We start from the raw sequence: 24,140 nt of genomic DNA on the forward strand, positions 1-24,140 counted from the left end.
TCACTTCTCCTCGAAGCGTCGGTTGACCTCGTCGAAGTAGCGCCTGACCAGCGTGCGGGCGGCCACGAGGTCGATCGGCTCGGTCCGCAGTGCGCGAGCGGCGGGGGCGTGTCGCTCGGCGAGCCGTCGGTCCTCGGCGCCGAAATACCGCGCGGCCCGGACACGGTGCAGTTCCAGGGCGGAGGTGAGGTCCTCGTGGGCCGCGATCAGCCGGCGCAGGTCGTGATCGAACCGGACCAGGGCGGCGCGGGCGTCGTCGGCCCGGTCGTGGATCGCAGTGAGTTCGTGGTCGGGTTCCGTCGCCCGTGCCACGGCCAGCCGGACCCTCAGCCGGGGCGCGGCACGGGGCGGCAGCCGGGGCGCGGCGAAGAATCGTACGCCCCACTCCTGCTGCAGCGCGGACGCGGCGTCCTCCTGCGCCGCGAGCCGGCCGACGACCGTGTGGACCTCGGCGGCGGTCACGGCCCGGACGCCGTCCCCGCCCAGCGGTTCGGGGTCGAGGGAGACGTCGTAGGCGAGGTCGGCCGGTGGCACGCCCTCGAAGCCGAGGACGAGGCGGACGCCGCGCGACCGGGCGCGGGCGGCCAACTGCCCCAGCAGCTCACGTAACAGGGCTTCCGGGTCCTGGGCCCGGTCGACGCCGCTCACCACCAGACAGGCGGGCGGCCTGCGGCGCAGCAGTTGTCGCCGCACTTCCTGGGCGTCTCCGCCGGGGAGTCCGAACCTGCCCGTGAGGTAGTCGCTGACGTCGGCGACCGACCTGCCGCGCGCGTCGTAGGCCGCGTCGAAGGTTCCGAGCCCGAGGACGGTGTCCCCGGGGGCACCGCTGAGCTCGGCGTCGGTGACGGTGGCCCGGGCCGCCGGATCGGCCGTCCGCACCAGACGGACGAGCCAGGAGTCGCCCACGGCGGTCGTGCCGCCGGTGCCGACGACGACGGTGCCGGACCAGTCGCTGTCGAGCAGCCGGGTGAGCTCCTGCGTCAGTGCGAGCCGCAGCGGGTCGCCCAGCACATCGTGGGGCAACTCGCCGCGCGAGGGCCCCAGTTCGTCGTTGCGGTCCCCTCCGGTGAACTCTTCGATCCGGGGCAGATACGTCAGTATCGTCTCGGTCGGCAGCATCCAGGCCGCCTTCGCGTCGCCGTTGACGTAGTCGGCCACCACGATGCCGATGACGCGGCCGTCGAACTCGCCGCCCACTGCCATCGCCCCGGCGCCCGAGTACCCCCGTTCGATCCACGGGTCGCCCTCGCGCATCCGCTTCAGCAAGCCCCACTCGCCCTGCCGGTGGCCCGATCCCGCAAGCCGTGCGTCCGCCCCCATGCCGAACGGTTCGTCGTGGGGAAAGCCGTACACCTGGACCATGCCGCCGGAGATGGGTGCCTTCCACAGTGTGGTCCGGGTACCGCAGTCGGCCGGCTCGTCGAGTTCGAGGAGTGCCACGTCGCCGCGCTGCGTCCCGTGGTCGTGCACCCACGTGTTCAAGGCCACGTGCGCGGTGCGGGTCCACTCCGGGCGGCACGCCACACTGCTGATCCGCACATGAGAGGTGGTGCCCCCGGGTGCGGCTCCGGCGTAACGGACCACATGCGCGCAGGTGAGCACATGCCGGTCGTCGAGCAGTACTCCGGCGCCACAGGGCGTACCTTCCTCGTCGTCCACCCTCACGCGCCACGGACGGTCACTGTGGTGATGCAGCGCCATATCTCCAAGGTATGGCAACGAGCTTCACATTGAGCCGGGTTGGCGAGACCGGGTCGGTCCCGGGTGTCACCTGAGACTTCCGAGGATGCCCCGGCCTTCAGGACGGGGAGGAATCGGACCCCTGCGGAGTGGGGCAGGGAAAGGCGCATCGCCGTCAGCGTGATTCGCCGTCTGCCGTGGTAGCGGCGCGCGTTCGGCCTCCAGCCGGTGAACGATCTCGGAATCGAGGGACCTGTGGGCGGATCTGGCGCGAACGCGTGGCTGCGCGTCGGCAGCTCGGTGGGGCAGCAGCAGATCATCCGGCCGAAGTTCCACTCGATGTAGTCGATTGCCGCGTGGGTGCGGTGCGCGAGGAGGCAGGCCGCGGTGGACCGCTAGGTCGCCGACATCGCCGTAGACACGTCACACGGCTTCGTTGTCCCTTGCGCGCTGCGCGGAGTTGACGACCGAGGCGCCGGATCCCTCGATACGGGCAAGATCCGTGGCCTGGGTCCCGCTGGAGTGCTATCAGGGGCGAGACCACGACGGTCGGCCCGTCCAGCAGCACACCGGGCACGTGGTTCACGGCGGACTTCCCCGCACCCGACCGCTTGCTGAACCGTGGGACAGCGGAGCCTCGGCGTGGACGGCGTGGACGGCGTGGACGGCGTGGACGGCGTGGACGGTGTGGACGGTGTGGACGGCGCGAGAGCGCGAGGCCTACGCCAACGACCTCGACGACCCCGCGCTGATCGCAGTTTCCGCCGCGGCCAACCGCTCCAAGTCGGACCAGGACCCGACCACCTGGCTGCCGCCCCTCGCGTGCTACCGCTGCCCGTACGTCACCGGGCGGCAACGTGCTGCCGGGCCATTCAGCCTGCTGTGCGGCGATTCGTACTGGAGTCTCCAGTGTCCGTCTCCAACACTGTGAGCGTCGAGGCGGTGTCTGACTGCGAGCGCGAGGTGCACATGCCCCCAACTTCCATGTTCTCGTGGCTGGGCCGGGTGTGGAAGAGGGGGAGGATTCCCGCCGCGTGCGTGCTACTGCTCCTGCTTTTCGTCAGCGTGCTCCAGGTGGATGCCGCTCTCGGCAGGATCGAGGCGCCCGGGTATCCCTCTGCCACCCTCGGGAGTCTCCGGCTCGACGCCACATCTCAGGAAGCGCGGGAGGACCGGCGGACGGCCTGGTGTGTGTGGACCGAGACCCTGCCGGACGAGTCCTCGCCGACCCGGGCGCAGGGTACGCCCGGCGACAAGGGGCCCGCCGACCGGGTGAACGAATGCTTGAAGGCGTTCCGAAGCGCTGGTACTGCCGACCTGCCCGTCGTACCGCAGACCGAAGGAGAGCAGGCCCGGCAGCTGTTCCGCGTCTATGTCGCCCTCGATCTGTTCTTCGTCGCGCTCTACACAGCCATGTTCCTCTGGGCCGTCAGACGTCTGCGCGGTCGTCTCCCTCGCAACCCCGACGGTTCTATCGCTACGAACGACCCGGTCGGGGCCTCACTGGCCGTTGGCAGCGGCTGGCCCGTCCTGGGGTGCCTGGCCGGGTTCCTTTTCGTGGCGGAACTCGTCGAGGACTTCTGCCAGCTCGCCCTCTCCTGGCACGGCTGGAAGCCCCGAGAGATCGACCTTCTGGGCGACGTCGTGGGTGTGGCTTCCTGCGTCAAATGGGCGCTGGTCGCCCTGGCCCTGGTGTTGCTGGGTTTGCTGATCGTCCGCACCAGGGTCCTGAGTACCTGGGGCCGGCCGAAGTACATCGTCCTGATTCGCCTCCAGGCCGGCGTGGCGGCCGTGCTGGTCCTCCTGCTCACGGGGTTCGGCATGGACCAGGTTCAGGACGCGCTGCTTGGCCTGCCGGATCGTGTGGGCACCGCGGTGTGGACGCCTGTGGCCGCGCTGGTCTTCGCCCTGCTGCTGTGGCGCAGCGTCCACCGGACCGCGCTGACCGCCGACAAGGCGTACCGGCCGGTGCCGCAGGGGTACCTGGCATTGCTCGCCGCCCTGGCCGTCGTCGGGGGACTCTGCTGGCTCCGGCTGACGGCACTGGCCGTGCTGCTCGCCTTCGTCGTGGTCCTGTCCGCGCTCGGTGGCGCGGCCTGGCGGTTCGACACACAGAAGCGGGAACGCGGATGCTCCGAGGCGTGGGACACGGCGAACGAGCGGGCCGGGATGATTCCCGACGGCGATGTGCGGCGGGCGGGACTCCTCTCCACCGCGCGACTGCTGGCCTCGCTGCCGTTGCTCGCCCTCGGGGTGTTCGCCGTCCGTGCCGCCGTGGCCACCGCGGTCGTCGGCCCCCATCGGCCGGCCGCGATCGCCCTCGCCTTCTGCGGTCTCGCCTGCGCGCTGATCGGGATCGCGCTGCCGGCCCTGTTGGAATCGGCGGAGGGGAGGTGGAGCTGGGCGAAACCGCCGACAGACCAGGACACCAAATCCCAGCTCTACGCGGGGCTCGCGGTCTTCTGTGCGGTGTTCGTGGGCGTTTCCATCTACACGCTGGCCGACGCCGATCGCGGGAGTCTGCCCGCCAATGCCGGCCCCGTCGCGGTGCTGACGTTTTTCCTCTGCATCATGCTGGTCTTCCTGAACGAACTCCAGCGTTGGTCGGAGCGAGCCACGCCAGTGGCCGGGTTTCGGCTGCTGGGCTTTCGGCGGACGCCCGTCTTTTCCTGCCTCCTCGTCTGGTTCCTGCTCGCCTCGTCCATCGACGCCCAGGGGAGCCACCCCGTCCGGGTCACCGTCGACAGTACGGAAGCAGTCCCCGCCGAATCGCCGGGCCTCGCCGAGCAGTTCAAGCGGTGGCTGGACGCCAACTGCGCGACGGCACCCGCGAAAGGCCCGCTCCCGCTGGTGGTCGTCGCTGCGTCGGGCGGTGGCGTCCGTGCCGCGTACTGGACGGCCGGCGTGCTGGACAAGCTCTTCCCGCCGACGCCGGTCACGCCGGCGCGGGGTTCCGGGTGTGACCCCACGGACGGCCGCACACCCGTCTTCGCGGTCAGCGGCGTCTCCGGCGGCAGCCTCGGCGCGGTCTCCTGGCTCGCCCGACCCCGTACGAACGACCCCGCAAGCCACGAGCGGGTCTTCGGAGCGGACCACCTGTCCGCTCCACTCGCCTGGATGACCTACGTCGACCTGCCGCGATCCTTCATCGGATTCCCGGGGAAGGACCGGGCGGCGGTGCTGGAGCAGTCGTGGGAGGGCGGGCAGCAGGAACTCAAGGAGGACTTCTACGCCACCTGGCAGCAGCCCGGACCCTACTGGAACCCTCTCGCGCTGCTCAACGGCACCGCTGTCGAGAGCGGTTGCCGGGTCCTGACCGCCCCGGTCCGGCTCGGAGCCTTCGACCGACCGGTGGGGCCGACCTCCTGCACGCGGCGCCCGGAGGACGGCACTCACGGAGAGAGGGGTGGTTCGGCTCTGATCGACGTCCGCGGTGGCTTCCTGTGCGGCAGGCAGGACGTCCGTCGCTCCACGGCGGCACTTCTATCGGCACGCTTCCCGTACATCACGCCGTCCGGGCGGCTCAGCACCGAAACGTGCGACGAGAGGCTGAAGAAGAACGAGAGAGCGCAGGCATGGCTGTCCGTGGTGGACGGCGGCTATGTGGACAGCACCGGCAGTCTGACGGCGGTGGATCTCTTCAACGAGCTGAAGCCGCTGGTGGACTGCCACAATCAGGTGGCCGGAGCGGCGAACTGCAGTGAGAGCCGACCCCCCGTCCGGAAGGTCGAGCTGGTGCTCGTCCAGATCGACAACGGCTACAACAGCGTGGCCTCCGCGACCCCACCGGGCCGCCCACGTGAGCTCTTCGTGCCGATTGAGGGCCTGCTCGGGGTATACGGAACCAAAGACGCGAACGCGCGCCAGCGTGCCTACCAGGCCTTCGGTTGCGGAAACTATCTCCGGCTCGCCAACGTGCGGGGCCCCGGAGCGCAGGCTCCGCTGGGCTGGTCGCTTTCCAACAGCGCCAAGGACGACTTGGACCGGCAGTTGAACGCGATGAAGGACGCGCGGGGCGGCCAACTCACGCTTGCCGGTCAGCGCGCCGACGCCCGGGCCCGTTGTCAGTGATCAGTACGGAGCAGGGCGCGCACTGCTCCTGGCTTCCAGCCGCTCGCCAAGGAGATGGCCGCGGACGCCACCTCCGTGCCCCGCCGAACGGCGTCCAGCAACGGCAGCAGTTGGGCGACGTCGTGGCGGTTGCCGCCGGTGAGAGTGACGGCCGGCCAGGGGCGTCACCCTCACCGTGACGGCCGGCGTGGGCCGTGCCGGTCCACGATCAGCAAGATCGCCGGCTCAACTCGCTCTGAAACGATCGGTCAGTCGGTGACGGTGCCGACCAGCCGCTGCGGGGTGATCCTGACGACCACCCGCACCACCTCCGGTGGCAGTTCCAGGTACTCCTCACCCGTGCCGGGCCCCTCGTACTGCTCGGCCAGTGCGACGGCCAGCTTTCGGCCCAGATCCTCGGACACCGTCGCGGTACCGCGTACCTCCAGGTATCGCAGCGGGTTGGCCCGGTCGTACACCGTCAGGCTGACCCGCGCGTCGCGCTCCACGTTGGTCACCTTGCGGCGGCCGGCCGCCGAAGAGAGCAGCAGGTCGTCGCCGTCCCGAGCGACCCAGACCACCGAAGTCTGCGGGCTGCCGTCGGGGTTCACCGTGGCCAACACCGCGGGATTCACATCGTCAAGAAGCCTGCGGGCGGCATCGTTCAACTTGATCGTCACGCCCGCGACCCTAGCCAGGCCACCCGGCGGCGTCGACCGACAGATCCCCCGCCGCCACGCACGCAGCCCCGCCGACCGAGATCGTAACCTCTCAGTAGCGGGGTCGGCAGGACACGGCCGGTGCGTATGTTCAGGTCAGCAGCCGCTGGCCGTGGGGGTGAAGGCCATGTGTGTGTACCTGTCCACGCCGATGGCCGCGTCGTAGGTCGTTTTGCTGACCTGGTACCAGACGTCGTCCTGTGTTGCGTCGCCGTGGAGGTTGTCCAAGCTCACGCACCACCGTTCCGGCCGGACGACGCGCGTGTAGGTCTCGGTTCCGCTGCGGACCTGCTTGCAGCTCTTGGCCTGCTCGGTGGAGTACCAGGTGCGGGTGCGCCGCTTGGTGCCCGATCCGGTGCTTGTCGTGTGCTTGACCCGCCGCGTGGTCGTGGTGCACTTCCGGGTCATGTGCGGCCGCGTGGCCCGGGTGGTCTTGGCGGCGAGGTGGCGGACCTCGTTCCGGAGGCCGTAGACGGTCGCGTCCGTCGTGGTGGCCGTGTCCGGCTGGGGCTCCTCGGCAACGCTCCCATTGTCCTGGTCAACGTCGACCGAGTAGTCCGTGCCCTCGTCGGAGACGTCACCCCCGCCGCCACACGCGCCGAGCCCGGCTATCAGAAGTGCCGTCACTGCGGCCGTCACAAGTCGCTTGAACATGTCTTCCTTTGCGATCAACGGCCCGAAGCGTAACGGATCACTGGCCGAAGCTGAACTAATGGCCGGACAACGCCCGTACGCCCGTGACCTCATGGGATTCAGCCGTGGACCACGCCACGCCCCTTGGGGCCTGCGCCAGGGCGACCTGTTAATCGAGCAAGATTCGAACAGTGCGAGATGGCGTCATCAAGGGCGGGAGCAGCGGAAAGCTGTGGCTGTGCAGCCCAGTTGGCACCTGAGCACTTCAGTTGGCACGGGGATTGCACCCTCGGCTGCCTGGATCCGGCACACGCAGGCGTTATGCCGATACCTCCCGACAGCGATCACGCACGCCGGATGGAAAGCGAGTGGCAGCACCTTCGCCTGGAGGCGAGTGAACTGTCCTACCCGTGGGCGCCCGCCTACCGGAGCCTGATCGAGGCCGCGTATGCCGAGCCAGCGCTGCGCAATCTGTACCCGTTCACCATCCACTGGGCGCTGCGCTTCTCGACCACCACGCGCCCGGACCTGAATCCGACGGGGCCATGCCTCACAGCGAACGGCGACGGCACGTTTGGGGTGGGCAGGAGCTTCCTGACTCCGGACCTCGGCCTGTTCGCTACGCCGAGCGAGGCTGTGGCGCTGGCCGTATGCCAGCTGTCGCCGGGGCCTGGCCCGATGACCGACTGATCACGGGCGCGGCTGCAAAATCTCCAGCCCAGCGCCGTCCAGCTCACCCACTCCGAGCACTTCACATGGCGAACGGTGCCAACTGGGGTGCTCAGTCACAAAAGCCACCGCGATACTGATGGGCCGGGCCAGCCACGAGGCGTTCAGCACGGTGTGGCCCGACATGGAGGACTTCGCCGACTACAAGGAGATGCCGAAGTGCGTCGTCTCTACCACCCTCGGCGACGACGACCTGGTGTCGAACTGGGGCGAGACCACCATTCTGCGCTCCCTCAGCGAGGTCGCCGCGCTGAAGGAGATCGAGGGCGGCCCGGTCATCGTCCACGGCAGCGCGACCCTGAACCAGGCCCTTTCGGGCGCCGGCCTCATCGGCCGTTACCAGGTGATCGAGCGGCCTGGGTCGGGCAGAAGGCGCGGGCGGTGCGGATGATTTCCTCGGCGGCGACGCTGGGGCGTCCGCCGACCTTGAGTGATCCGCTGCTTGCTCTATCCGCGTGGTGTGGTGATCTGCCGTACGGCGTGGACGACGGCGGCGCGGTGCTGGATCAGTCGCTGCGCTGGCCACGGGGCGCTTCCGCTGGTCGGGCTCATGCCGCCTGTGAGGCTGAACCAGGTTTGGGTTAGCGCCAGCACGAAAGCCACCAGGTCCTCCGGGCTGAGCTCCGGATCGACTCGGCCCTGCTCCTGGGCCGCCGCCACGGCTGTGGTCTTTGCGGTGTAGGTGGCGGCCTCCTGGTCGGTGGCGCCGGGGCGCTCCAGCAGTTTCCAGAAGAGCAGCCGCATCAGGTGGGGGTGGGCGACCAGGTCGTCGAAGATCTGTCCCGCGACTTCGGGGAGGTCCTCGGCGTCGAAGGGCACGGTTTCCGTGCCCACGGCCAGCACCCGCTCGATCACCGCGTCGAACAGCTGCTCCTTGTTGCCGAAGTAGGCGTAGATCCTTTGCTTGTTCGCATTGGCCGCCTCGGCGATGCGGTCCACCCGCGCGCCGGCCAGGCCGTGCGCGGCGAACTCGGCGGAGGCGGCGTCCAGAAGGCGTGCCTTGGTCGCGGCGGAGTCTCGGGCCATGCCACCACTCTAGCAAGTAACCATCCAGTTAGTTTGACACTTGCAAAAGCGCGCCCCACCATAGAAACCATCCAGTTGGTTGCCATGGTTTGGGTGACCTCGACACAAGGAAGATCAATGATGGAACTCCGCACGCTCGGCAGCCAGGGCCTCACCGTCTCCGCCCAGGGACTTGGCCTCATGGGGATGAGCGCCTTCTACGGCGGCACCGATGAGGCCGAATCGCTGGCCACCATCGACCGCGCCCTGGAACTGGGCGTGACCCTGTTCGACACTGCCGAGATCTACGGCCCCTTCACCAATGAGCAGCTCCTCGGCAAGGCGCTCACCGGCAGCCGCGAGCAGGCCGTGATCGCTACCAAGACCGGAATCGAGATCGGCGACGACGGTGCGGTGACCGGCCTCAACGGGCGTCCCGAGTACGTCCGTCGCGCCTTGGACCGCTCCCTGCGCCACCTGAACACCGACTACGTCGATCTCTACTACCTGCACAGGGTCGACCCGCAGGTGCCGATCGAGGACACCGTCGGCGCCATGGGCGAGCTGGTGGACGCCGGCAAGGTCCACCACATCGGCCTGTCCGAAGCCTCGCCGCAGACCATCCGCCGCGCCCACCGCATCCACCCGCTGACCGCGGTCCAGACCGAGTACTCGCTCTTCGAGCGCGGCATCGAGCAGGACGGGGTCATGGCCACTCTGAACGAGCTCGGGATCGGCCTGGTCGCCTACGCGCCGCTGGGGCGCGGCTTCCTCTCCGGCGCGATTACCAGCCCGGACGACTTCGCCGCCGACGACTACCGCCGCATCGACCCCCGCTTCCAGGGCGAGAACTTCCAGCGCAACCTGGCCGTGGTCAACGAGGTCCGCCGGATCGCCGCAGCCAAGAACGTCACACCCTCCCAGCTGGCCCTCGCCTGGGTCCTGCACCACGGCGCGGTCGCCATCCCTGGCACCAAGCGCCGCCGCTACCTGGAAGAGAACAGCGCCGCTGCCGCCGTAACCATCACCGCGCAAGAGATGGCCGCCATCGATGCGGTCGCCCCGCACGGGATCGTCGCCGGTGACCGCTACACCCCCGACCAGATGCAGTTTCTCAACGGGTGAGTACGGGGCCTCCCGGCAGGGGGTCCGCCACGGCTCGGCCTCCCGGGAGGCCGAGATGCAGCAATCCAACCAGTCCTGGACGCTTGCGTAGGCGGCGTCCTCGGCCTCCGGAAAGAGATGAGCGCAATGATCGACCATGTCTTCCTGACGGTGAGCGACAAGGAACGCTCAGTTGAGTTCTACAGCCAGGCGCTGAAGCCGCTGGGCATGCGCCACGTGTTCGACTTCGACGGCTCAACCGCCCCGGAGTGGGTCGGCGACCTCGCAGGGTTCGGCACCGACACGGCCTTCACGTTCTGGCTGCGCGAAGGCGACAGCCAGGGACACGCCGCGCACGTCGGCTTCACCGCACCCTCGAGAGAGGTCGTCGACGCGGCGTACGCGGCGGCCATGGCAGCGGGGGCGACCGACAACGGTGCACCTGGGGAGCGCCCCTACTTCGCTCCCGGATACTACGCGGCCAACGTCCTCGACCCCGATGGGTACAGCCTGGAGTTCACCTACCACGGGCAGCCCTGACCTGGAGGTTTTCCGCAGGCCTGCGTGGATGGCGATGGTCCGGCCTGCCCACGCTTCACGGCGACGGCACCAGCACTGGCGGGAGAAGGCCGACGGCTCGCCCGTGACGGCGTTCGTGGGCCCATAGGCGGCGCCTGAACGCCGTTTCAGTTCAGGAAACAGACACTGGCTGACGCTCAATCCTCGTCGTCGGCGTCGTCCTCGACAGCGCCTGGGTCCCGGAAGGGGCGCAGGCCCTGACCGGGGCCGCTGACCTTGATGTTGAACAGGTAGCAGCCCAGGAAGTTGATGTGCCGCTCCTTGAGCGGGGAGAGGCAGGCGATGTCCTCGTTCTTGATGTCCTGGCCCTCGGCGCGCAGTTGGGCGACGGCGGCGTCGAGATAGCGGGTATTCCACAGGACGACGGCGTTGAGGACCAGACCGAGGGCGGCGAGCTGGTCCTCCTGGCCCTCGCGGTACGCCTGACGGATCTGCCCGCGTCCGCCATGGCAGATCGCGCGGGCCAGGCGGTGGCGGGACTCCTGCAGGGTGAGCTGCCGGTTCATCATCCGCCGGTAGGTGTCGTCGACCGGATCGACCAAGGCGAGCAGATGCATGGTCTGGGCTTCGCCCCGTTATGTGGGCATCCGCGAACTATGCAGCCAAGTCCCACTGAACGCGCCTGCTTGACTGGTTGACCGGTGTCCGGGTTCCGAAGCCGGCTGCAGGCGTTTCCTCTTCGCCAGTTCGTCCGTTGAACGGAATGTCGGACGATCAGGCAGCTCTCGAGGGGTCTTGTGCAATTGTGGGCAGAGCGCCGTCCATAAAAGTGGACGGCGCCCTGCTCGGCCGGGCGTCACGGTGCGACTGCGGATGCCTGACCCGGCCGGTCCGCTGCCCTTCCGGGTCGAGGTGGTCCGGACGGACCCGCCGGAACCGGAACCAGACGCGAAGCCGGCCCCCGGGACCCCCGTGGTCCCGAGTGGCCCCCGGATCCGCGCCGTTAGGAGATGCGGATGTCCGACCAGTTCGTGGCCTTGCCGACCTGCGACCGGTTGTCGAAGCCGCCATGGCCGTTGCCCCGGTTCAGCCAGGCCCGGCCGTCCTTGTCCAGCGAGATCAGGTCGGCCCGGCCGTCCCCGGACAGATCGAGCCCGCCGACCACGTCCTTGTAGGAGGTGCCCCAGTCCTTGAAGACCAGCGACCGGGGCGTGAACGTGCCGGCGCCGGTCCCCCTGAACCGCCACAGCTCGTTCGACGCGTCGAGGGCCAGCAGGTCGTTCTTGCCGTCGCCGTCGAGGTCCCCGGCGGCGATCAGCCTCTTGTAGCCGCCGAAGCCGGACTCGGCGAGCGAGCGGGCCTTGAAGCCGCCCGCGCCGTTGTTCGCGTACAAGTACAGCTTCCCGGTCGAGGCGGACCGGGTCAGCAGGTCGGCCCGCCCGTCGCCCGTCACGTCGCCGGGCGAGACGACCGCGTCGTACCCGCTCCAGTCCGAGGAGACCTTGACGTGGAACGACTGCTGGTCGGGCAGCCCGCCGCAGATCGTCGGGTAGACGCGGGCCTCGCCCTTCGGGTAGTGGACGAACACGTCGTTGCAGCGGTCGCCGTCGAGGTCGCCGAACGGCAGCACGAGCGTGCCCGTCGGCCAGCTGCTCGCGCGCTGCCCCGCGGACAGCTTCGTCGCGTCGCCCGCGTACACCTTCAGCCCGGTGCTGTTGCGGCCGAACAGGTCGGCCTTGCCGTCGTCCGTGTAGTCACGCCACTTGGGCAACGCGCGGCTGGTGGTGGTGGCCTGGTAGACGCCGTCCAGGACGAAGCTGTTCGTCTCGGTCCGCTTGTACTCGTCCCACAGCACGACGGGCCGGCCGAGCTCGTCGGCGGCCACCTGGGGCGCCCCGGTGAACTGGGCACTCGTCGCGCTCAGCCGCCGCGGGGCGGACCAGGTGCCGCCCTTGAAGACGGCGGCCATCGTGTACTCCTCGCTCGAGTAGCCCTCCCGCCACGTCACCGTGACCGTGCCGCCCGAGGTGGCGGCCGCGTCGACCGCGCGCACCTTCTTGTGCGTGGAGAAGGGCTGCGTGTACGGCTGCCAGGCGCCAGTGGCCGCCGAGCGCACCGCGTACCAGGGGCCGGTCGAGTAGCCGGGCCCGCCGGCGACGAAGAGGTCGCCGTTGGGCAGGTAGACGGGCGCCGTCATCCCGTACGTGCTGCCATAGTTGGCGGCGGACCGCGGGGTGCTCCACTGCGTGGCGCCGACGGGCCGGCGCGTGTGCATGAGGTGCGCGGTGTCGTCGTAGAACACGTCGAAGCCGCCCTGTGGATCAGCGAACACCTTCGGGCGCGCCAGGTCCACGCCCGGGACCGGGAAGCCCTGGACCGCGGTCCAGGCGGACGCGCCGGGGGCCTTCTCCAGGGCGACGACGGCCTTGCTTGCCTGCCACTGCCACACCAGCAGGGCGGTGCCGTCCTTGGCGACCGCCAGGTCCATGCCGGAAATGTCCCGGCTGCCAGACGGCGGCTGCTCGTTGAGGTCGGCCGGAGCGGTCCACGCGGCCCGCGGGCCGGTCTTCTCGGCGGCCTTCACGACACCGGAGACCGACCACACGGCGACCAGCCGGCCGTCGGGGGCCGCCGCCAGGTGGTGGTAGCCCTTCTGGGGGACCGCGGCGACGTACTCGGGCTCGGAGAAGGCGGTCGCGCCGGGCGCGAGGGTGGCCACCTTCAGCCAGTAGTTGTTGTGGTCGTCGGCACGCTCGCCCCGCCAGACCAGGCGCACTGAGCCGTCGCCGAGCGAGACAAGCTCGGTGTTGTACCCGCCGGCGTCCGGCCAGGTCTGCGGGGCGAGCCAGCGGGTGCTGCCGGCGGGCCGGATCCGGGTGGAACGGGAGAGCCCGTCGCCGGTGAGGGAGACGAGGGCGCCGTTCTCGGCCGACTCCAAGGCGTTCACCCCGCCCGAGGCGGAGACGGGGTTGGGGTTCGGGGCGTGCAGGGTGCGGGTGCCCCACGGGCCCGGCGCACGCGTCTCGACGGCGGCCGGGGCAGTGCCGGTGGCCGTGGCGGTGGTGCCGGTGGCCGCGACCGCGGCCGCGGCCGTGGGGGTGGGGTGGGCGGCGGCCGGGGCCGCGGCCGCCAGGGCGAGGACGGGAGTGAGCGCGGTGCCGAGCACCGCGCGGAACTGCGAAGTCATGGGAATGCCCCCCCGGGCAGGGCGTATCCGGTGGCACGGATTCGCCGATCTGTTCGATCAAGTCAGGCGCAGCGTATATCAGCCAAGATCGGCCCACGCGAGGGTTTCCCTCCCCCTGCTCAGAGAAATTCGGCCAGCGCGTCCAGCAGGGCAGCCGGCGGACCCTGGTGTCGTCCGCGAGCCGCACCGTGACGTAGTCCCGAGGTGGCTCCCGAAGACCTTTGTGCCCACCCCCCACCGTTCGCCGACGTTCAGCCGAGACCAGAAGGCCGCTCCTGGCCACGGGCCGGCCGGTCATGAACCCAGGTGAACACCCCTGCACACAGCCCGACACCCCACCACCACAGTTGGAAAGCGTGTTGGGCAGCAGGTCAGGTCTCCTCGTCACTCGGGTACGTCCATGGCCTGATCTCCCACGGACTCTGATCATTCGATCGCTCTGCGATGTGCCCTGGTGGCATGCCGGCTAGCTCTGCGATTGACGAGTCCTGGGCGAGGACGTGATCAATGTGCGTCACGATCGAGGCGCCGGCCTCCCTGTTCAGCCAGTCCTCGGCGTGCTCCACGTTGACGAAGGTCCGCAGCACGAGGTGACGGGTCGCTCCGTCCCGCGCGCTTATGGTCAGCCTCCGCATTTCGGCAGTGATGCCGCCGTGCGGCGCCTCGGTTCTGACGATCCGTTCGCCGACCTGCAGATGCCGGCTCACCCAAGCCAGTGTGAACGGCCCGACAGCCGCCGCCTCATCGTGGTTGGTCACCGTGCCACCTCATCATCCGGACGGCGGCACGCGCGACGTTTTATTGGAGGCGATGGCCGTGCTGCTGCGTCCGAGCGGGCCGACCGGTCCGTCCCGATCACTCCGGCACGAGACGGACCGTAGCCAGCACCGACGCCCGACCGGCGGTCCCTCCGCGAACCCCAGCGACAGCCGCATCACACAGCCGGGGACCCGGCTGCCTGACGTCGCCCTGGCCCTGGGCGCGAGCCGAGGGCTTCATGGGCGGTGGCGGGCCGGGCTCGGCGAGGCACGCGTGGCATGTCGAGCCCGACCGGATCCAGTTCGCGTCCTCCGAGGTGCTTGGTGATCTTTCGGTCGCTCGGCCGCTAGGCGTTTTGGACGAACTCGTAGGTGAGGAAGGCCAGGCCCTCACCGATGGTCTTGGTGTCGACCAAGCGCATGGTCCTCTTGCCGCTGGCCTCGCCGAAGAACCGTTCGCCGGCCCCGAGCACGACCGGGAAGACGACCAGCCGCACCTCGTCGACGAGGTCGTGCTCGATCAGCGTACGACCGAGCCGATAGCTGGCAGGGACGACGATTTCTCCGTCCAGCTCCTGCTTCAGCTTCGCAACCTCGGTCACAACGTCGCCCTTCAGAACCGTCGAGTTGTTCCAGTCGGGTTCTTCGAGGGTCGAGGACACGACGTACTTGGGCATGCTGTTCAACCGGTCCGCAAGCTCGCCACTCCGGGGCCGCCACCGCTCCCCGAAGAACTCGTAGCTCTTGCGACCCAGCAGCCATGCTTCGGCGCGCAGCGCCTCCTCGAGCGCGACCTTGTTCCACTCTTCGAGATCCTTGCCCCCGAACTGGACGAACCAGCCGCCCAGCTCGAAGCCCTCCTTACCGTCCGGGTCCTGGACCACTCCATCGAGCGAGACGTTCTGCGGCCCGCTCATCACGATCTTTCCCATTTCCGATCCTCCTTCGCGCCGGCGTTGTCGTCGGCCACGTAGGTACAGGCGCCGCGGTGCAGGGAAACTGGGCGCCGGCCGACCGCCCAGTTCGCCCCTCGGCCGGCGCCTATACAGGATGGAAGTGCGGCAAGACACGGGAAGAAGGTGACGGTGAAGATGGTGGCAGCCGATCTGGTGGCAAGGGCGCAGGCCGGGGACGGGCAGGCGTTCCGGGAACTGACCGAGCCCTACCTTCGAGAGCTGCAGGTGCACTGCTATCGCATGCTCGGATCCGTCGAGGACGCTGAGGACGCCCTTCAGAACACGCTGCTGACCGCCTGGCAAAGCCTCGGTGGGTTCGAGGGACGCGCCTCGCTGCGCACCTGGCTGTACCGGATCGCCACCCACCGCTGCCTCGACGAGCGTCGCGCGGCCAGTCGGCGCCCGGCCAAGGAGTGGGGTGTGGAAGTGGCGGATGAATGGCCCGAGCCGACCCGGCTCGGCGAGGTCGTATGGCTGCAGCCGTTTCCCGGTGCCCTCCTGGAGGGCGCGGTCGACCTGCCGCTCGGCCCGGAGGCCCGCTACGAGCAGACCGAATCCATCTCGCTGGCCTTCGTGACCGCCCTTCAGGTCCTGCCGCCCCGCCAGCTCGCCGTGCTCATCCTGCGCGATGTCCTGGGGTTCCAGGCGAGCGAGGTGGCCGGCATGTTGGACTCGACCGTCGACTCGGTCAACAGCGCGCTCAAACGGGCGCGCGCCGGCCTGCAGCGTCGGCTGCTGCCGAATGCGAGCCACGCCCCGCCTCCAGCCGTCGGCTCCCCCGCCGAGGACGCGATCGTGGCGAGATTCGTCCACGCGTGGGAGTCGGCCGATATGGATGCGCTGGTGGCCCTCCTGACCGACGACGTGTTCGTGTCGATGCCACCGATCCCCTTCGAATACAAGGGTCGAGATGTCGTGGCGCGGTTCTGCGGCGGCATCTTCGACGCCGGCCGCAGGTTCGACCTTGTCCCATCGCGAGCCAACGGCCAGCCGGCATTCGGGGCCTACCTGCGTGACCCCAGCGGCATCAGCCACGGGGTCGGCCTCTACGTCCTCACTCTCACCGGCGACCGGATCTGCGCCATGACCCGCTTCGACAACAGCGTGCTCCCATGGTTCGGGCTGCCCCGATCACTCCCCAGCCGATAGTCAGATGACCAACCCTCCATGAGGGACGACCGCTGCACGATCCCGATCGGGTGCGGTGGTCCCGTTGCGGTGCGCGGCCTCGGCGAGGACCGTGACTAGGCGGCGCCCGCCGCCTGGTCACGGTGAGGGTGCCCGCTCCGATCGCCCCGCAGCCGCCCAGCAGTGCGAAGACGGTGGCCGGCGTGGTGCCGGCGAGGAAGGGGGCGCAGCCGAGCCCAAGGAAGGCGATGAGCAGGATCAGTGCGTGGGTGGGCCCGAACCGCCCGCCGGTGCAGGCCGGTTCACCGCCGCCGGCTGGCGGCGCCTGTGCTGCCGCACCGTCGCCGCTGCTGTTGCCGTTGCTGGCGCTGGCGCAGGCCGGGCCGGGCCGACCGGGCGGGGGAGGGGAATGGTGCTCATGGTACGCAGGACTCTGTCCTGACAGGGACCGCCGGTGATGTGCCGGGTCCAGGGCTTCTGGTCGCAAAGTGCGTGGCCCGCAGGGCAGTTGGCCCCGCCCGTGCAGCGGGCTGCGCAGCACACTCCTCGCTGAACCGCAGCACCCTCGCCGCCCGCGCCGACAGCCGCTCCACTTCACCTTCGACGTGCTCCAAGCCGTACTTGCCACCGTCCGACAGACCGTCTTCGGGCTCCTGTTCGCCCGTCGTGCGGCCGTTGCGCAGGCGAGGGTGGGCGAGGGCTTCGGTCGTGTCGGGACCGGAGGTGAGGGTGGGATGATCCTGTCCTCTCCGGTACGCCTGGCGATGCCACGTGCACCGGATCGCCGGTGACCGACGAGGAAGACGAAGGATCGATGACGCTGAATGTGGGCCAACGGGTGCGGCTGGCGGCGGATCTCCGGTTGGCCGGGTCGGTGACCTCAGATGGGGAGCCTTCGGAGGAGACGGGTGCCTTCGTCGCCTCTCTGGCCCTGGCAGCAGGGATCGAGGGGACTGTCGAGCGTGTGGACGAGCATCACCGGCAGCAGAGCCAGGAGGTCCGTGAGTACCTGCGACTCAAGTCGCTCCTCGACGACTTCGGCCACCAGATGCCGTCGGCTAGCAGAAAGCAACTGGAGGAGCAGGTGGGGGCCTTGGAAGAGCAGTGGGTCGCCTACCAGCGACGGTTGCTTCGCGTGACGGTCCGCGTCCGGCTCGACAACGGATTCGTCCTCGACGATGTCCCCGAGGAGGCTTTCGCCTCCGCCTGACCAAGCGTCGGGGCGCTCGCTCTCCGCGTGCCGGCCTGTCAGCCGGGCAGGACACCCGGGTTGAGGATGCGGCATACGAAGGAACCCCGAGCGCGCCATTGGACAACGGGGCAGCGGCAGCCTGCTGCTCGGTTTCTACGCGAAGAATCGCCTCATCGACGGTCTCGAGGACGGAGTCATCGCGAAGATCGTCTCCTGACCCGTGTGGAGCCGGGGCGGCGGCAGTATGCAGCTGTCCCGGCTCCACACGGGTCAGGCTGTGCGGGGGCCAGAACTGCACCAGACACTTTTCGACGCCGTGGCCGGTGCCCTCCTCCTCCGACAGACGCGCGGCCGCGGAGTGCCTGGACCGGGGTCGCGTACCGCACCGCTGTGACACTTGGCTGCAACGCCCATCCATGCCGTGAGTGCATGAAGCTACGGCGTTGAGTAGCCCATGTCCGCGGCAGTCGCCGCGTCGGACTCGGGACATCGACGGCCCTGCGGCACGGACAGAGGCCCAGCATTGGAGCGAATCTGGCGGGGCTACTCGCATTGCGACACTCTGTAAGCCAGTTCTTGGGGGAGGCCGGCATGGGGCAGAGGGCGGTGTCGCGGCAGGCTCATCCGTCGGCGGCGTAGTAGGGGGTTTGTCGGGCGGCGGCACGAACTAGCGGTGTTCCGGGAGAACCTCGCCCGGGATCCGAGCAGTGAGGCGTATCAGTTCCTCTTTCACGTCCACGGTCTCGCCGGCGTGGGCAAGTCGACCTTGATACGGCGGTGGGAGGCCGTAGCCCGGGAGGAGGAGGGCGCGGTCACTGCAGTTGTGGGGGAGGAGGCGCACAGTGCGGTCGAGGCGATGGAAGCGATCAGCTCCCAGCTGGCGCGGCAGGGCTGCCCGCTGAAAGCCTTCGACAAGCAGCTGGCCCACTACCGGCAGAAGTGTCACGAGGCCGAGGCGGCCATGGCGGGGCTGATGCCGGATGATGACAACCCCGGCGCAGCCCTGCCGCCGTCCACGGCCACAGCCCTCGCCGCGCAGATCGGAGTGGCGGGCCTGGCACTCGTTCCCGGCGTCGGCGCGTTCAGTGGCGCGATTCGCCCGGAACAGGTTGCTGCCGGCCTGGACCGGGCACGTGCAGCGGTTGGGAACCGGTTGCGCAGCCACGAGGACACCCGGTTGGTGCTCTCGCCGTTGGAGATGCTCACCCCGTGCTTCCTTGCCGACCTTCGCAGCGTGGCTGAACGAAAGCCTTGGCTCGTGCTCTTCTTCGACACCTACGAGCGCACGGCGTCGCTCCTGGACACGTGGCTGCGGGACGTCCTGCTCAACGAGGTGTACGGGACCGTGCCCGTCAACATCCAGACTGTGCTGTGCGGGCAGGGACGCCTTGACCCGGCGTGCTGGGCAGACAGCCTCGACCTCGTCACCGAGATCCCGCTCGAGCCCTTCACCGAGGACGAGGCCCGAGCCCTGCTCGCGGCCCACGGCGTGACTGACGAGCGGGTGACGCACCTCGTACTGAGCCTGTCGGGGCGACTGCCGGTGCTGCTGGACGCGCTCGCAAGAAGCCGCCCGCAGGACGTGGACGCCGTCAGTGACCCGTCAGACACCGCGGTCGAGCGCTTCCTGAGATGGGAGGAGCCCGCACACCGCGACATGATCCTCGCCTGCGCCCTGCCCTTGCGGATCAACGACGACATCTCCCGCATCCTCGCAGCCGACGGCGACGGACTGCGTCGCCTGCGAGAACTCCCGTTCCTCACCCACCGGTCGGGAACCTACCGCTACCACGACGTGATCCGCTCGTCGATGCTGCGCCTGCAACGCCAGCGTTCTCCCGCCGACTGGCGTCGTCGACACACCCAGTTGGCCGCAGCCTTCAGCGCCTGGCGCCGCGAACAGGAGGAACGGCTGGCGCCCCAGGGTCGCTGGGACGATCCCGTGTGGCGCGAGCACCGGCTGAACGAGACCTACCACCGTCTTTGCGCCCAGACCCAGTCCGCAGCCGCGGAAGCACTCCACGACACCGTCCGCGCCGCTTCACACAGCGCGGAATCACTGCGCCGCTGGGCCCAACTGCTCGTCCAATCAGGCCAAGACACCGACATCGACCACCTCACGCAGACTGGACAGCGTCTCCTGGACCTCGCAGCCCAGCCGTCCTGGGAAGAAGAGACACTCACGGTCCTGCTAGCACTGCCCGCCCTGGAGAAACCGGCACAGGCCCTCACCTACACACTCCGCGGCCAAGCACACAGGATGAGCGGCCGCTACAACCAGGCAATCGAGGACTACACCAGCGCCCTGAGCCTCGACCCGAACCTGACCCGCGCTTACGCAGGACGAGGCCACGCACACCGCCGTCTGCGCCACCACGACGCCGCACTCGCCGACTTCGACCAGGCCATCAGACTCGCGCCCGACCAACCCCTGCACCTGATCAACCGCGGCGCCGCACGACAAGATCTACGCCACTACGAGGCCGCCCTCACGGACTTCGACCAGGCCCTCGGCCTGGACCGCCGCGATGTCCGTGCCCTGGCATTTCGGGGCCTGACACACCACCGCATGCGTCAGCATCAGGCGGCTCTGGACGACTTCACCAACGCCCTCACCCTTGATCCCGACTACGCCTGGGCCCATGCCGTCCGCGGGGACGTCCACCTCACCCTCGGACACACCCAAGCCGCCCTCGCCGATCTCGACCGCTCACTCGCACTGGAACCTGACGCCGCCTGGCCACGCTGCTGGCGCGGAGAGACCCACCGCGCTCTGGGGCACTATACGGAGGCCCTCGTCGACCTTGAGTACGCCATCGCACTGCGCCCGGAGTGTGGATGGTTCCACTACCAGAGCGCTCTCGTCATGCGTCTGACCGGCGCCGCGGAAGAGAGGGAGCGATGGCACCGCGCGCGAGCCCTGTACGAAGCGCAGGCCGCAGAGCCGCAAGCGAGCGACCTGGCGCGCAGCAACCTCTTGGTGGTGTTGTGCGGGCTTCCCGAGTGGGACCGCGCTGAGATCCAGCTTGAGTCCTTTCTGTCGCACTCTCCTTCACAGCATCAGGTCAGAGAAGCGGTAGCCGACCTGGAAAATCTGGGGCGCGCGGTGTCGGTCGACCACCAGCGGTTGTCCGCCGTTCTTGACCGGCTTCGAGAAGGCTAGGAAGTGCCGGCGACATCATCCAGGAAGTGCATGGCCACGCAGGGCAGTGGCTCTGGTGATGAAGCCGCCATCTGGCACTGATGCGCGAACGGGCAGCCCTGCACGACGAGGCAGCGCACTACGCACGAACGGCCGCCGAATACGGGATCACCAGCACGCTGGCCGACCTTGCAGCGAGTCGCAAAGCGGCCGGTGACAAAGAGAATGCCGCAGATCTCTGGGAAACCGCCGCCACATACGGGCACCCCGAAGCCCTCGCCGACATCGCCCGGTCCCCCGGCTCAGACCGACAGCAGTCACGTACGAAATCACTCCCACCGGCAGTGCACCGGCCGCCACCCACATCAGTGCCCGCTTCCGTGCCGTCACGCCCCCACGATGGACCGAATCCTCCAACTCCCGAAGAAAATAGAAGACTTGACCCCCGCTGTGACGATTTCGAGCCGGTGCCACTGGACATCCTGGAAGGCTCAGAGCCACTTCCACCAGAGCGCCCAGAACCCGGCCGGCAACGTCCGGCAAATGTGTCACTCGTACGTGGGGTGGAGCTGTTGTTTCGGCAGGCCGCCCGTTCCCGCCGCTGGAAAATCCGGCCATGGGAACTGGTTCGGGGACACGGTGGGTCGGTGTGCTGTATCTCGTGCTGGCGTTCGGCGGCGTGGCCGGGGCTGTGTTCATCGCTATCTGTTTCGACCTGCGGGTGGCCGAGACGGCGGCGACCCTGCTTCCGTCCGCAGGCGGCCTGTACCTGTCCTGGGCAACCTTCCGTGCCGATCGCCGCGAGGCGACCCACGATCACGGCGTGGCCGAGATCGCCGACCGGCTGGCGGTGGCCGTGCGGCGCCAGTGGGAGTCCGAGGTCCGGGTGCGCCGGCTGAACGACCCCTATCCGCTCCCGGTCTCCTGGCACGCGGCCGATCCGCGATTCGGCGAGTCGTGGTCCCTCCTGCGGGAGCTGGCCGGTGACTGGCCGTCCGGCCGGCCGGCTCCCCCCTCCGGCTGGGCCACCGAGCCCGCCGGACTGGCCGGAACAGGCGGGGAGATCACCCAGGTGTTCCTGGAACGGGTGCCGACCAGCCGTCTTGTGGTCCTCGGCGGCCCGGGAAGCGGGAAGACGATGCTGCTGATCCGCCTGATGCTGGCGCTGGTCGCCGAACGCGCGGAAGGAAGCCCGGTTCCGGTCCTGTTCCCGCTGGCCTCGTGGAATCCCACGGAAGAGACCCTGGAATCCTGGATGGCGCAACGCCTCGCACGCGACTACAGCGGTCTTGGTGCCCCGGAGTCGGGTCCCGCGGACCACTCCGGGCAGGTCAGCCACGCCCGAGCTCTCCTGGAGCACCGGCTGATCCTGCCAGTGCTGGACGGGTTCGACGAGATTCCCGAACCGTTCCGCGCCACGGCGCTGGATGCGATCAACGCCGCCCTGCCGCTCGGCCAGCCGCTGGTGCTGTCCAGCCGGGTGACGGAGTACGGGGACACACTGGCTCCGGCCCACGGGGTACCGGTCATGCTCTGCGGTGCCGCCGCCGTGGAACTGCGCCCCTTGGACGCGGCGGACATCGCCGACTATCTGCGACGGGACGCCGGCGGCCGGGGCACGACGGCGGCCGCCCGCTGGGATCCGGTGATCCGACTGCTCGGCACCGATGCCCCCGTGGCCCGCGCGCTGACCACACCACTGATGCTCTTTCTGGCCAGGACGGTGTACAACCCCCGGCCGGGAGAACACGCCACCGTCCTCCCCACGCCCGCCGACCTGTGTGATCCGGCCCGCTTCCCCCGCACCGCGGACGTACGGGCCCATCTCTTCGACGCGTTCGTGCCCGCCGCCTACCGGCCCCATCCGCAGTATCCGTGCCGCTGGTCCCCCCAGCAGGCCGAGCGCTCCCTGCGGTATCTGGCGCGACACCTGCAGCACACCCTGGGCGGCAGCGGCGACCTGGCCTGGTGGCAGTTGCGTCGTACGCTGCCGCCCCGTGTCTGCCAGGTGGTGACGGGAGTCGTCCTCGGTGTCGTGGCCTGGACCGCCGCCACCGCGGTCGGCCGGCTCACGGCACTGCTCGCCGGCCTCGACTCCGGATGGCAGACGGGCCCGCCCGCGGCCATCGTCGCGGGACTGGCCGGAGGGATCGCGGGCGGCATCGGCTGCGGCCTCGTCGCGGGCGTGACCGGGGGCATCGTCGAGGGAGCGACCCACCTGCTCGCCACCGGGCAGCCGGGAGGGCTGCCGACCGCGCTGGCCTATGGACTCGCCTACGGATTCGCCGGCGGAATCGTAGGTGCGCTCTCCAGCAGACTCCCGGACCGGCAACACGGGGCGGCAGCCTCGGAGTCCCGGCGCAGAGGGCTCTGGGACTGGCGCATGTGTGCCCTCGGCTTCGCCGCCGGAGCCGTCCTCTGGTTCTCCTTCCGCCTCAACTACGGCCCGACGGCCGCGACCATCGGCGCCCTCGCGAACGGGGCGGTCTACGCGTTGGCCGGCGGAGTGGTCGGCGCCCGGGCAAGCAGTCTGTCCGCACACCGCCCGGACGCCATCCCCACCGTCCGCACGCTGTGGGCCTGGAACTGGCGGGGCTTTTCCGGCGGCCTCGCCAGCGGCTCCACCATCGGCTTCACCCACTGGGCCGTACTCAGGATCCAGTCGCTCCTCACCGGCAATCCCTCCTACACCTTCACCACGATGCTCTCCTTCTCCTGCGCGTTCGGGCTCTCGGTCGGAATCGCCCACGGCCTCGCCGGCAAACCAGCCGATCTCACCGCCCCGGTCGGGCCGGCCGCCCTCATGGAGCAGGATCGAAGGATCTTCCGCAGGCTGTGGATCGTCGTGGGCCTCGCGGTCTGCGCCACATTCCTTCTCTGCTACGGCGCCGAATACGTCGTACAGGGCGGGTTTTCCTACGGCCTGGGCCGAGGGGTCCTCCCGGGCGGACGGGGCATCGCGATGAGCCCGCCCCACATCCTCGACCGCGGACTCGCCTACGGGCTCACCGTGGGCCTCGCGGCGGCGCTCAGGGACAACGCCTGGTGGTACTACACCCTGACCCGCCATCACCTGGCGGCACGCCGTCACCTCCCCCTGGATCTGACCGCGTTCCTCGCCGACGCCCATGAACGACGCGGCGTACTGCGCCAGGTGGGAACAGTCCACCAGTTCCGCCACATCGACCTGCAGCACCATCTCGCCGCCCCAGGGCGATCCCAGGAGCCCGGAGCCTCACGCCCGCCCCTGCCTCCGCCCCGCCTCCCTCATCCGCCAGTACATGAACGCTGAGCGGGTGACGCTGCTTGACGGCGATGCGCGCAGGGGAGGACGGGCG

At 69.4% G+C, this 24,140-nt stretch carries 14 protein-coding genes and 6 pseudogenes; 10 read left to right on the forward strand and 10 right to left on the reverse strand.

The window, feature by feature from the left end:
* Together ABZX90_RS36415 and ABZX90_RS36420 are read right to left on the reverse strand one after the other, a co-directional pair.
* On the reverse strand, nucleotides 1-1,701 hold the full coding sequence (locus tag ABZX90_RS36415) for a trypsin-like serine protease (protein ID WP_355212240.1): 1,701 nt from the start codon (nucleotides 1,699-1,701) through the stop codon (nucleotides 1-3).
* A 411-nt stretch (nucleotides 1,702-2,112) separates the two neighbouring features.
* Nucleotides 2,113-2,287, reverse strand: a pseudogene (locus ABZX90_RS36420) (recombinase RecQ); the annotation flags it as partial.
* A gap of 90 nt (nucleotides 2,288-2,377) precedes the next feature.
* On the opposite strand from ABZX90_RS36420, the pseudogene ABZX90_RS36425 reads away from it, so the two are divergent.
* Nucleotides 2,378-2,527, forward strand: a pseudogene (locus ABZX90_RS36425) (HNH endonuclease); the annotation flags it as partial.
* A 122-nt stretch (nucleotides 2,528-2,649) separates the two neighbouring features.
* Nucleotides 2,650-5,751, forward strand: coding sequence for a hypothetical protein (locus ABZX90_RS36430; RefSeq protein ID WP_355212243.1), 3,102 nt, complete (start codon nucleotides 2,650-2,652; stop codon nucleotides 5,749-5,751).
* A gap of 58 nt (nucleotides 5,752-5,809) precedes the next feature.
* Here the strand turns inward: ABZX90_RS36430 and ABZX90_RS36435 are convergent.
* The 3 genes and pseudogenes from ABZX90_RS36435 to ABZX90_RS36445 form a co-directional block, all read right to left on the reverse strand.
* A pseudogene (locus ABZX90_RS36435) lies at nucleotides 5,810-5,903 on the reverse strand (IS5/IS1182 family transposase); the annotation flags it as partial.
* A 96-nt stretch (nucleotides 5,904-5,999) separates the two neighbouring features.
* Nucleotides 6,000-6,410 (reverse strand): PPOX class F420-dependent oxidoreductase, encoded by a 411-nt coding sequence (locus ABZX90_RS36440; RefSeq protein ID WP_355212246.1) that lies wholly within the window; start codon nucleotides 6,408-6,410, stop codon nucleotides 6,000-6,002.
* Between the two features lie 135 nt (nucleotides 6,411-6,545).
* Nucleotides 6,546-7,103 carry a hypothetical protein gene (locus ABZX90_RS36445; protein WP_355212249.1) on the reverse strand — a complete coding sequence of 186 codons (558 nt, stop codon included), beginning with the start codon at nucleotides 7,101-7,103 and terminating at the stop codon, nucleotides 6,546-6,548.
* Between the two features lie 336 nt (nucleotides 7,104-7,439).
* Between ABZX90_RS36445 and ABZX90_RS36450 the strand changes: the two genes are divergently transcribed.
* Together ABZX90_RS36450 and ABZX90_RS36455 are read left to right on the forward strand one after the other, a co-directional pair.
* Nucleotides 7,440-7,772, forward strand: a complete 333-nt coding sequence (locus ABZX90_RS36450) for a DUF6193 family natural product biosynthesis protein (RefSeq protein WP_355212251.1) — start codon at nucleotides 7,440-7,442, stop codon at nucleotides 7,770-7,772.
* Nucleotides 7,773-7,854: 82 nt separating this feature from the next.
* Nucleotides 7,855-8,184 (forward strand): annotated as a pseudogene (locus ABZX90_RS36455) (dihydrofolate reductase family protein); the annotation flags it as partial.
* A 74-nt stretch (nucleotides 8,185-8,258) separates the two neighbouring features.
* On the opposite strand, the gene ABZX90_RS36460 reads toward ABZX90_RS36455, so the two are convergent.
* Nucleotides 8,259-8,837, reverse strand: a complete 579-nt coding sequence (locus tag ABZX90_RS36460) for a TetR family transcriptional regulator (protein ID WP_351130903.1) — start codon at nucleotides 8,835-8,837, stop codon at nucleotides 8,259-8,261.
* A 120-nt stretch (nucleotides 8,838-8,957) separates the two neighbouring features.
* On the opposite strand from ABZX90_RS36460, the gene ABZX90_RS36465 reads away from it, so the two are divergent.
* Both ABZX90_RS36465 and ABZX90_RS36470 read left to right on the forward strand, forming a co-directional pair.
* Nucleotides 8,958-9,941, forward strand: a complete 984-nt coding sequence (locus ABZX90_RS36465) for an aldo/keto reductase (RefSeq protein WP_355212322.1) — start codon at nucleotides 8,958-8,960, stop codon at nucleotides 9,939-9,941.
* A gap of 117 nt (nucleotides 9,942-10,058) precedes the next feature.
* Nucleotides 10,059-10,460 carry a VOC family protein gene (locus tag ABZX90_RS36470; RefSeq protein ID WP_355212254.1) on the forward strand — a complete coding sequence of 134 codons (402 nt, stop codon included), beginning with the start codon at nucleotides 10,059-10,061 and terminating at the stop codon, nucleotides 10,458-10,460.
* A gap of 176 nt (nucleotides 10,461-10,636) precedes the next feature.
* On the opposite strand, the pseudogene ABZX90_RS36475 reads toward ABZX90_RS36470, so the two are convergent.
* From ABZX90_RS36475 to ABZX90_RS36490, 4 genes and pseudogenes are all read right to left on the reverse strand, one after another.
* A pseudogene (locus ABZX90_RS36475) lies at nucleotides 10,637-11,065 on the reverse strand (Tn3 family transposase); the annotation flags it as partial.
* 377 nt (nucleotides 11,066-11,442) lie between these two features.
* Entirely contained in the window at nucleotides 11,443-13,626 is a 2,184-nt protein-coding gene (locus tag ABZX90_RS36480) for a VCBS repeat-containing protein (protein ID WP_355212257.1), read from the reverse strand.
* A gap of 524 nt (nucleotides 13,627-14,150) precedes the next feature.
* Nucleotides 14,151-14,384, reverse strand: a pseudogene (locus tag ABZX90_RS36485) (aminoglycoside phosphotransferase family protein); the annotation flags it as partial.
* A 347-nt stretch (nucleotides 14,385-14,731) separates the two neighbouring features.
* Nucleotides 14,732-15,316 carry a dihydrofolate reductase family protein gene (locus ABZX90_RS36490; protein WP_351130899.1) on the reverse strand — a complete coding sequence of 195 codons (585 nt, stop codon included), beginning with the start codon at nucleotides 15,314-15,316 and terminating at the stop codon, nucleotides 14,732-14,734.
* 159 nt (nucleotides 15,317-15,475) lie between these two features.
* On the opposite strand from ABZX90_RS36490, the gene ABZX90_RS36495 reads away from it, so the two are divergent.
* The 4 genes from ABZX90_RS36495 to ABZX90_RS36510 all read left to right on the forward strand — a co-directional run bounded on the left by ABZX90_RS36495 (nucleotide 15,476) and on the right by ABZX90_RS36510 (nucleotide 24,094).
* Entirely contained in the window at nucleotides 15,476-16,489 is a 1,014-nt protein-coding gene (locus ABZX90_RS36495; RefSeq protein ID WP_351130969.1) for a sigma-70 family RNA polymerase sigma factor, read from the forward strand.
* 766 nt (nucleotides 16,490-17,255) lie between these two features.
* A complete protein-coding gene (locus ABZX90_RS36500) occupies nucleotides 17,256-17,678 on the forward strand; it encodes a hypothetical protein (RefSeq protein ID WP_355212260.1) in 423 nt (140 codons plus the stop codon).
* 655 nt (nucleotides 17,679-18,333) lie between these two features.
* Entirely contained in the window at nucleotides 18,334-20,823 is a 2,490-nt protein-coding gene (locus ABZX90_RS36505) for a tetratricopeptide repeat protein (protein ID WP_355212263.1), read from the forward strand.
* 595 nt (nucleotides 20,824-21,418) lie between these two features.
* The gene (locus ABZX90_RS36510; protein WP_355212266.1) at nucleotides 21,419-24,094 is read left to right on the forward strand and encodes an NACHT domain-containing protein; all 2,676 of its coding nucleotides are present in this window, start codon (nucleotides 21,419-21,421) and stop codon (nucleotides 24,092-24,094) included.
* The last annotated feature ends 46 nt before the right edge of the window (nucleotides 24,095-24,140 follow it).

Source organism: Streptomyces sp. NPDC002935 (genome assembly GCF_040611295.1).
Lineage (GTDB): Bacteria > Actinomycetota > Actinomycetes > Streptomycetales > Streptomycetaceae > Streptomyces.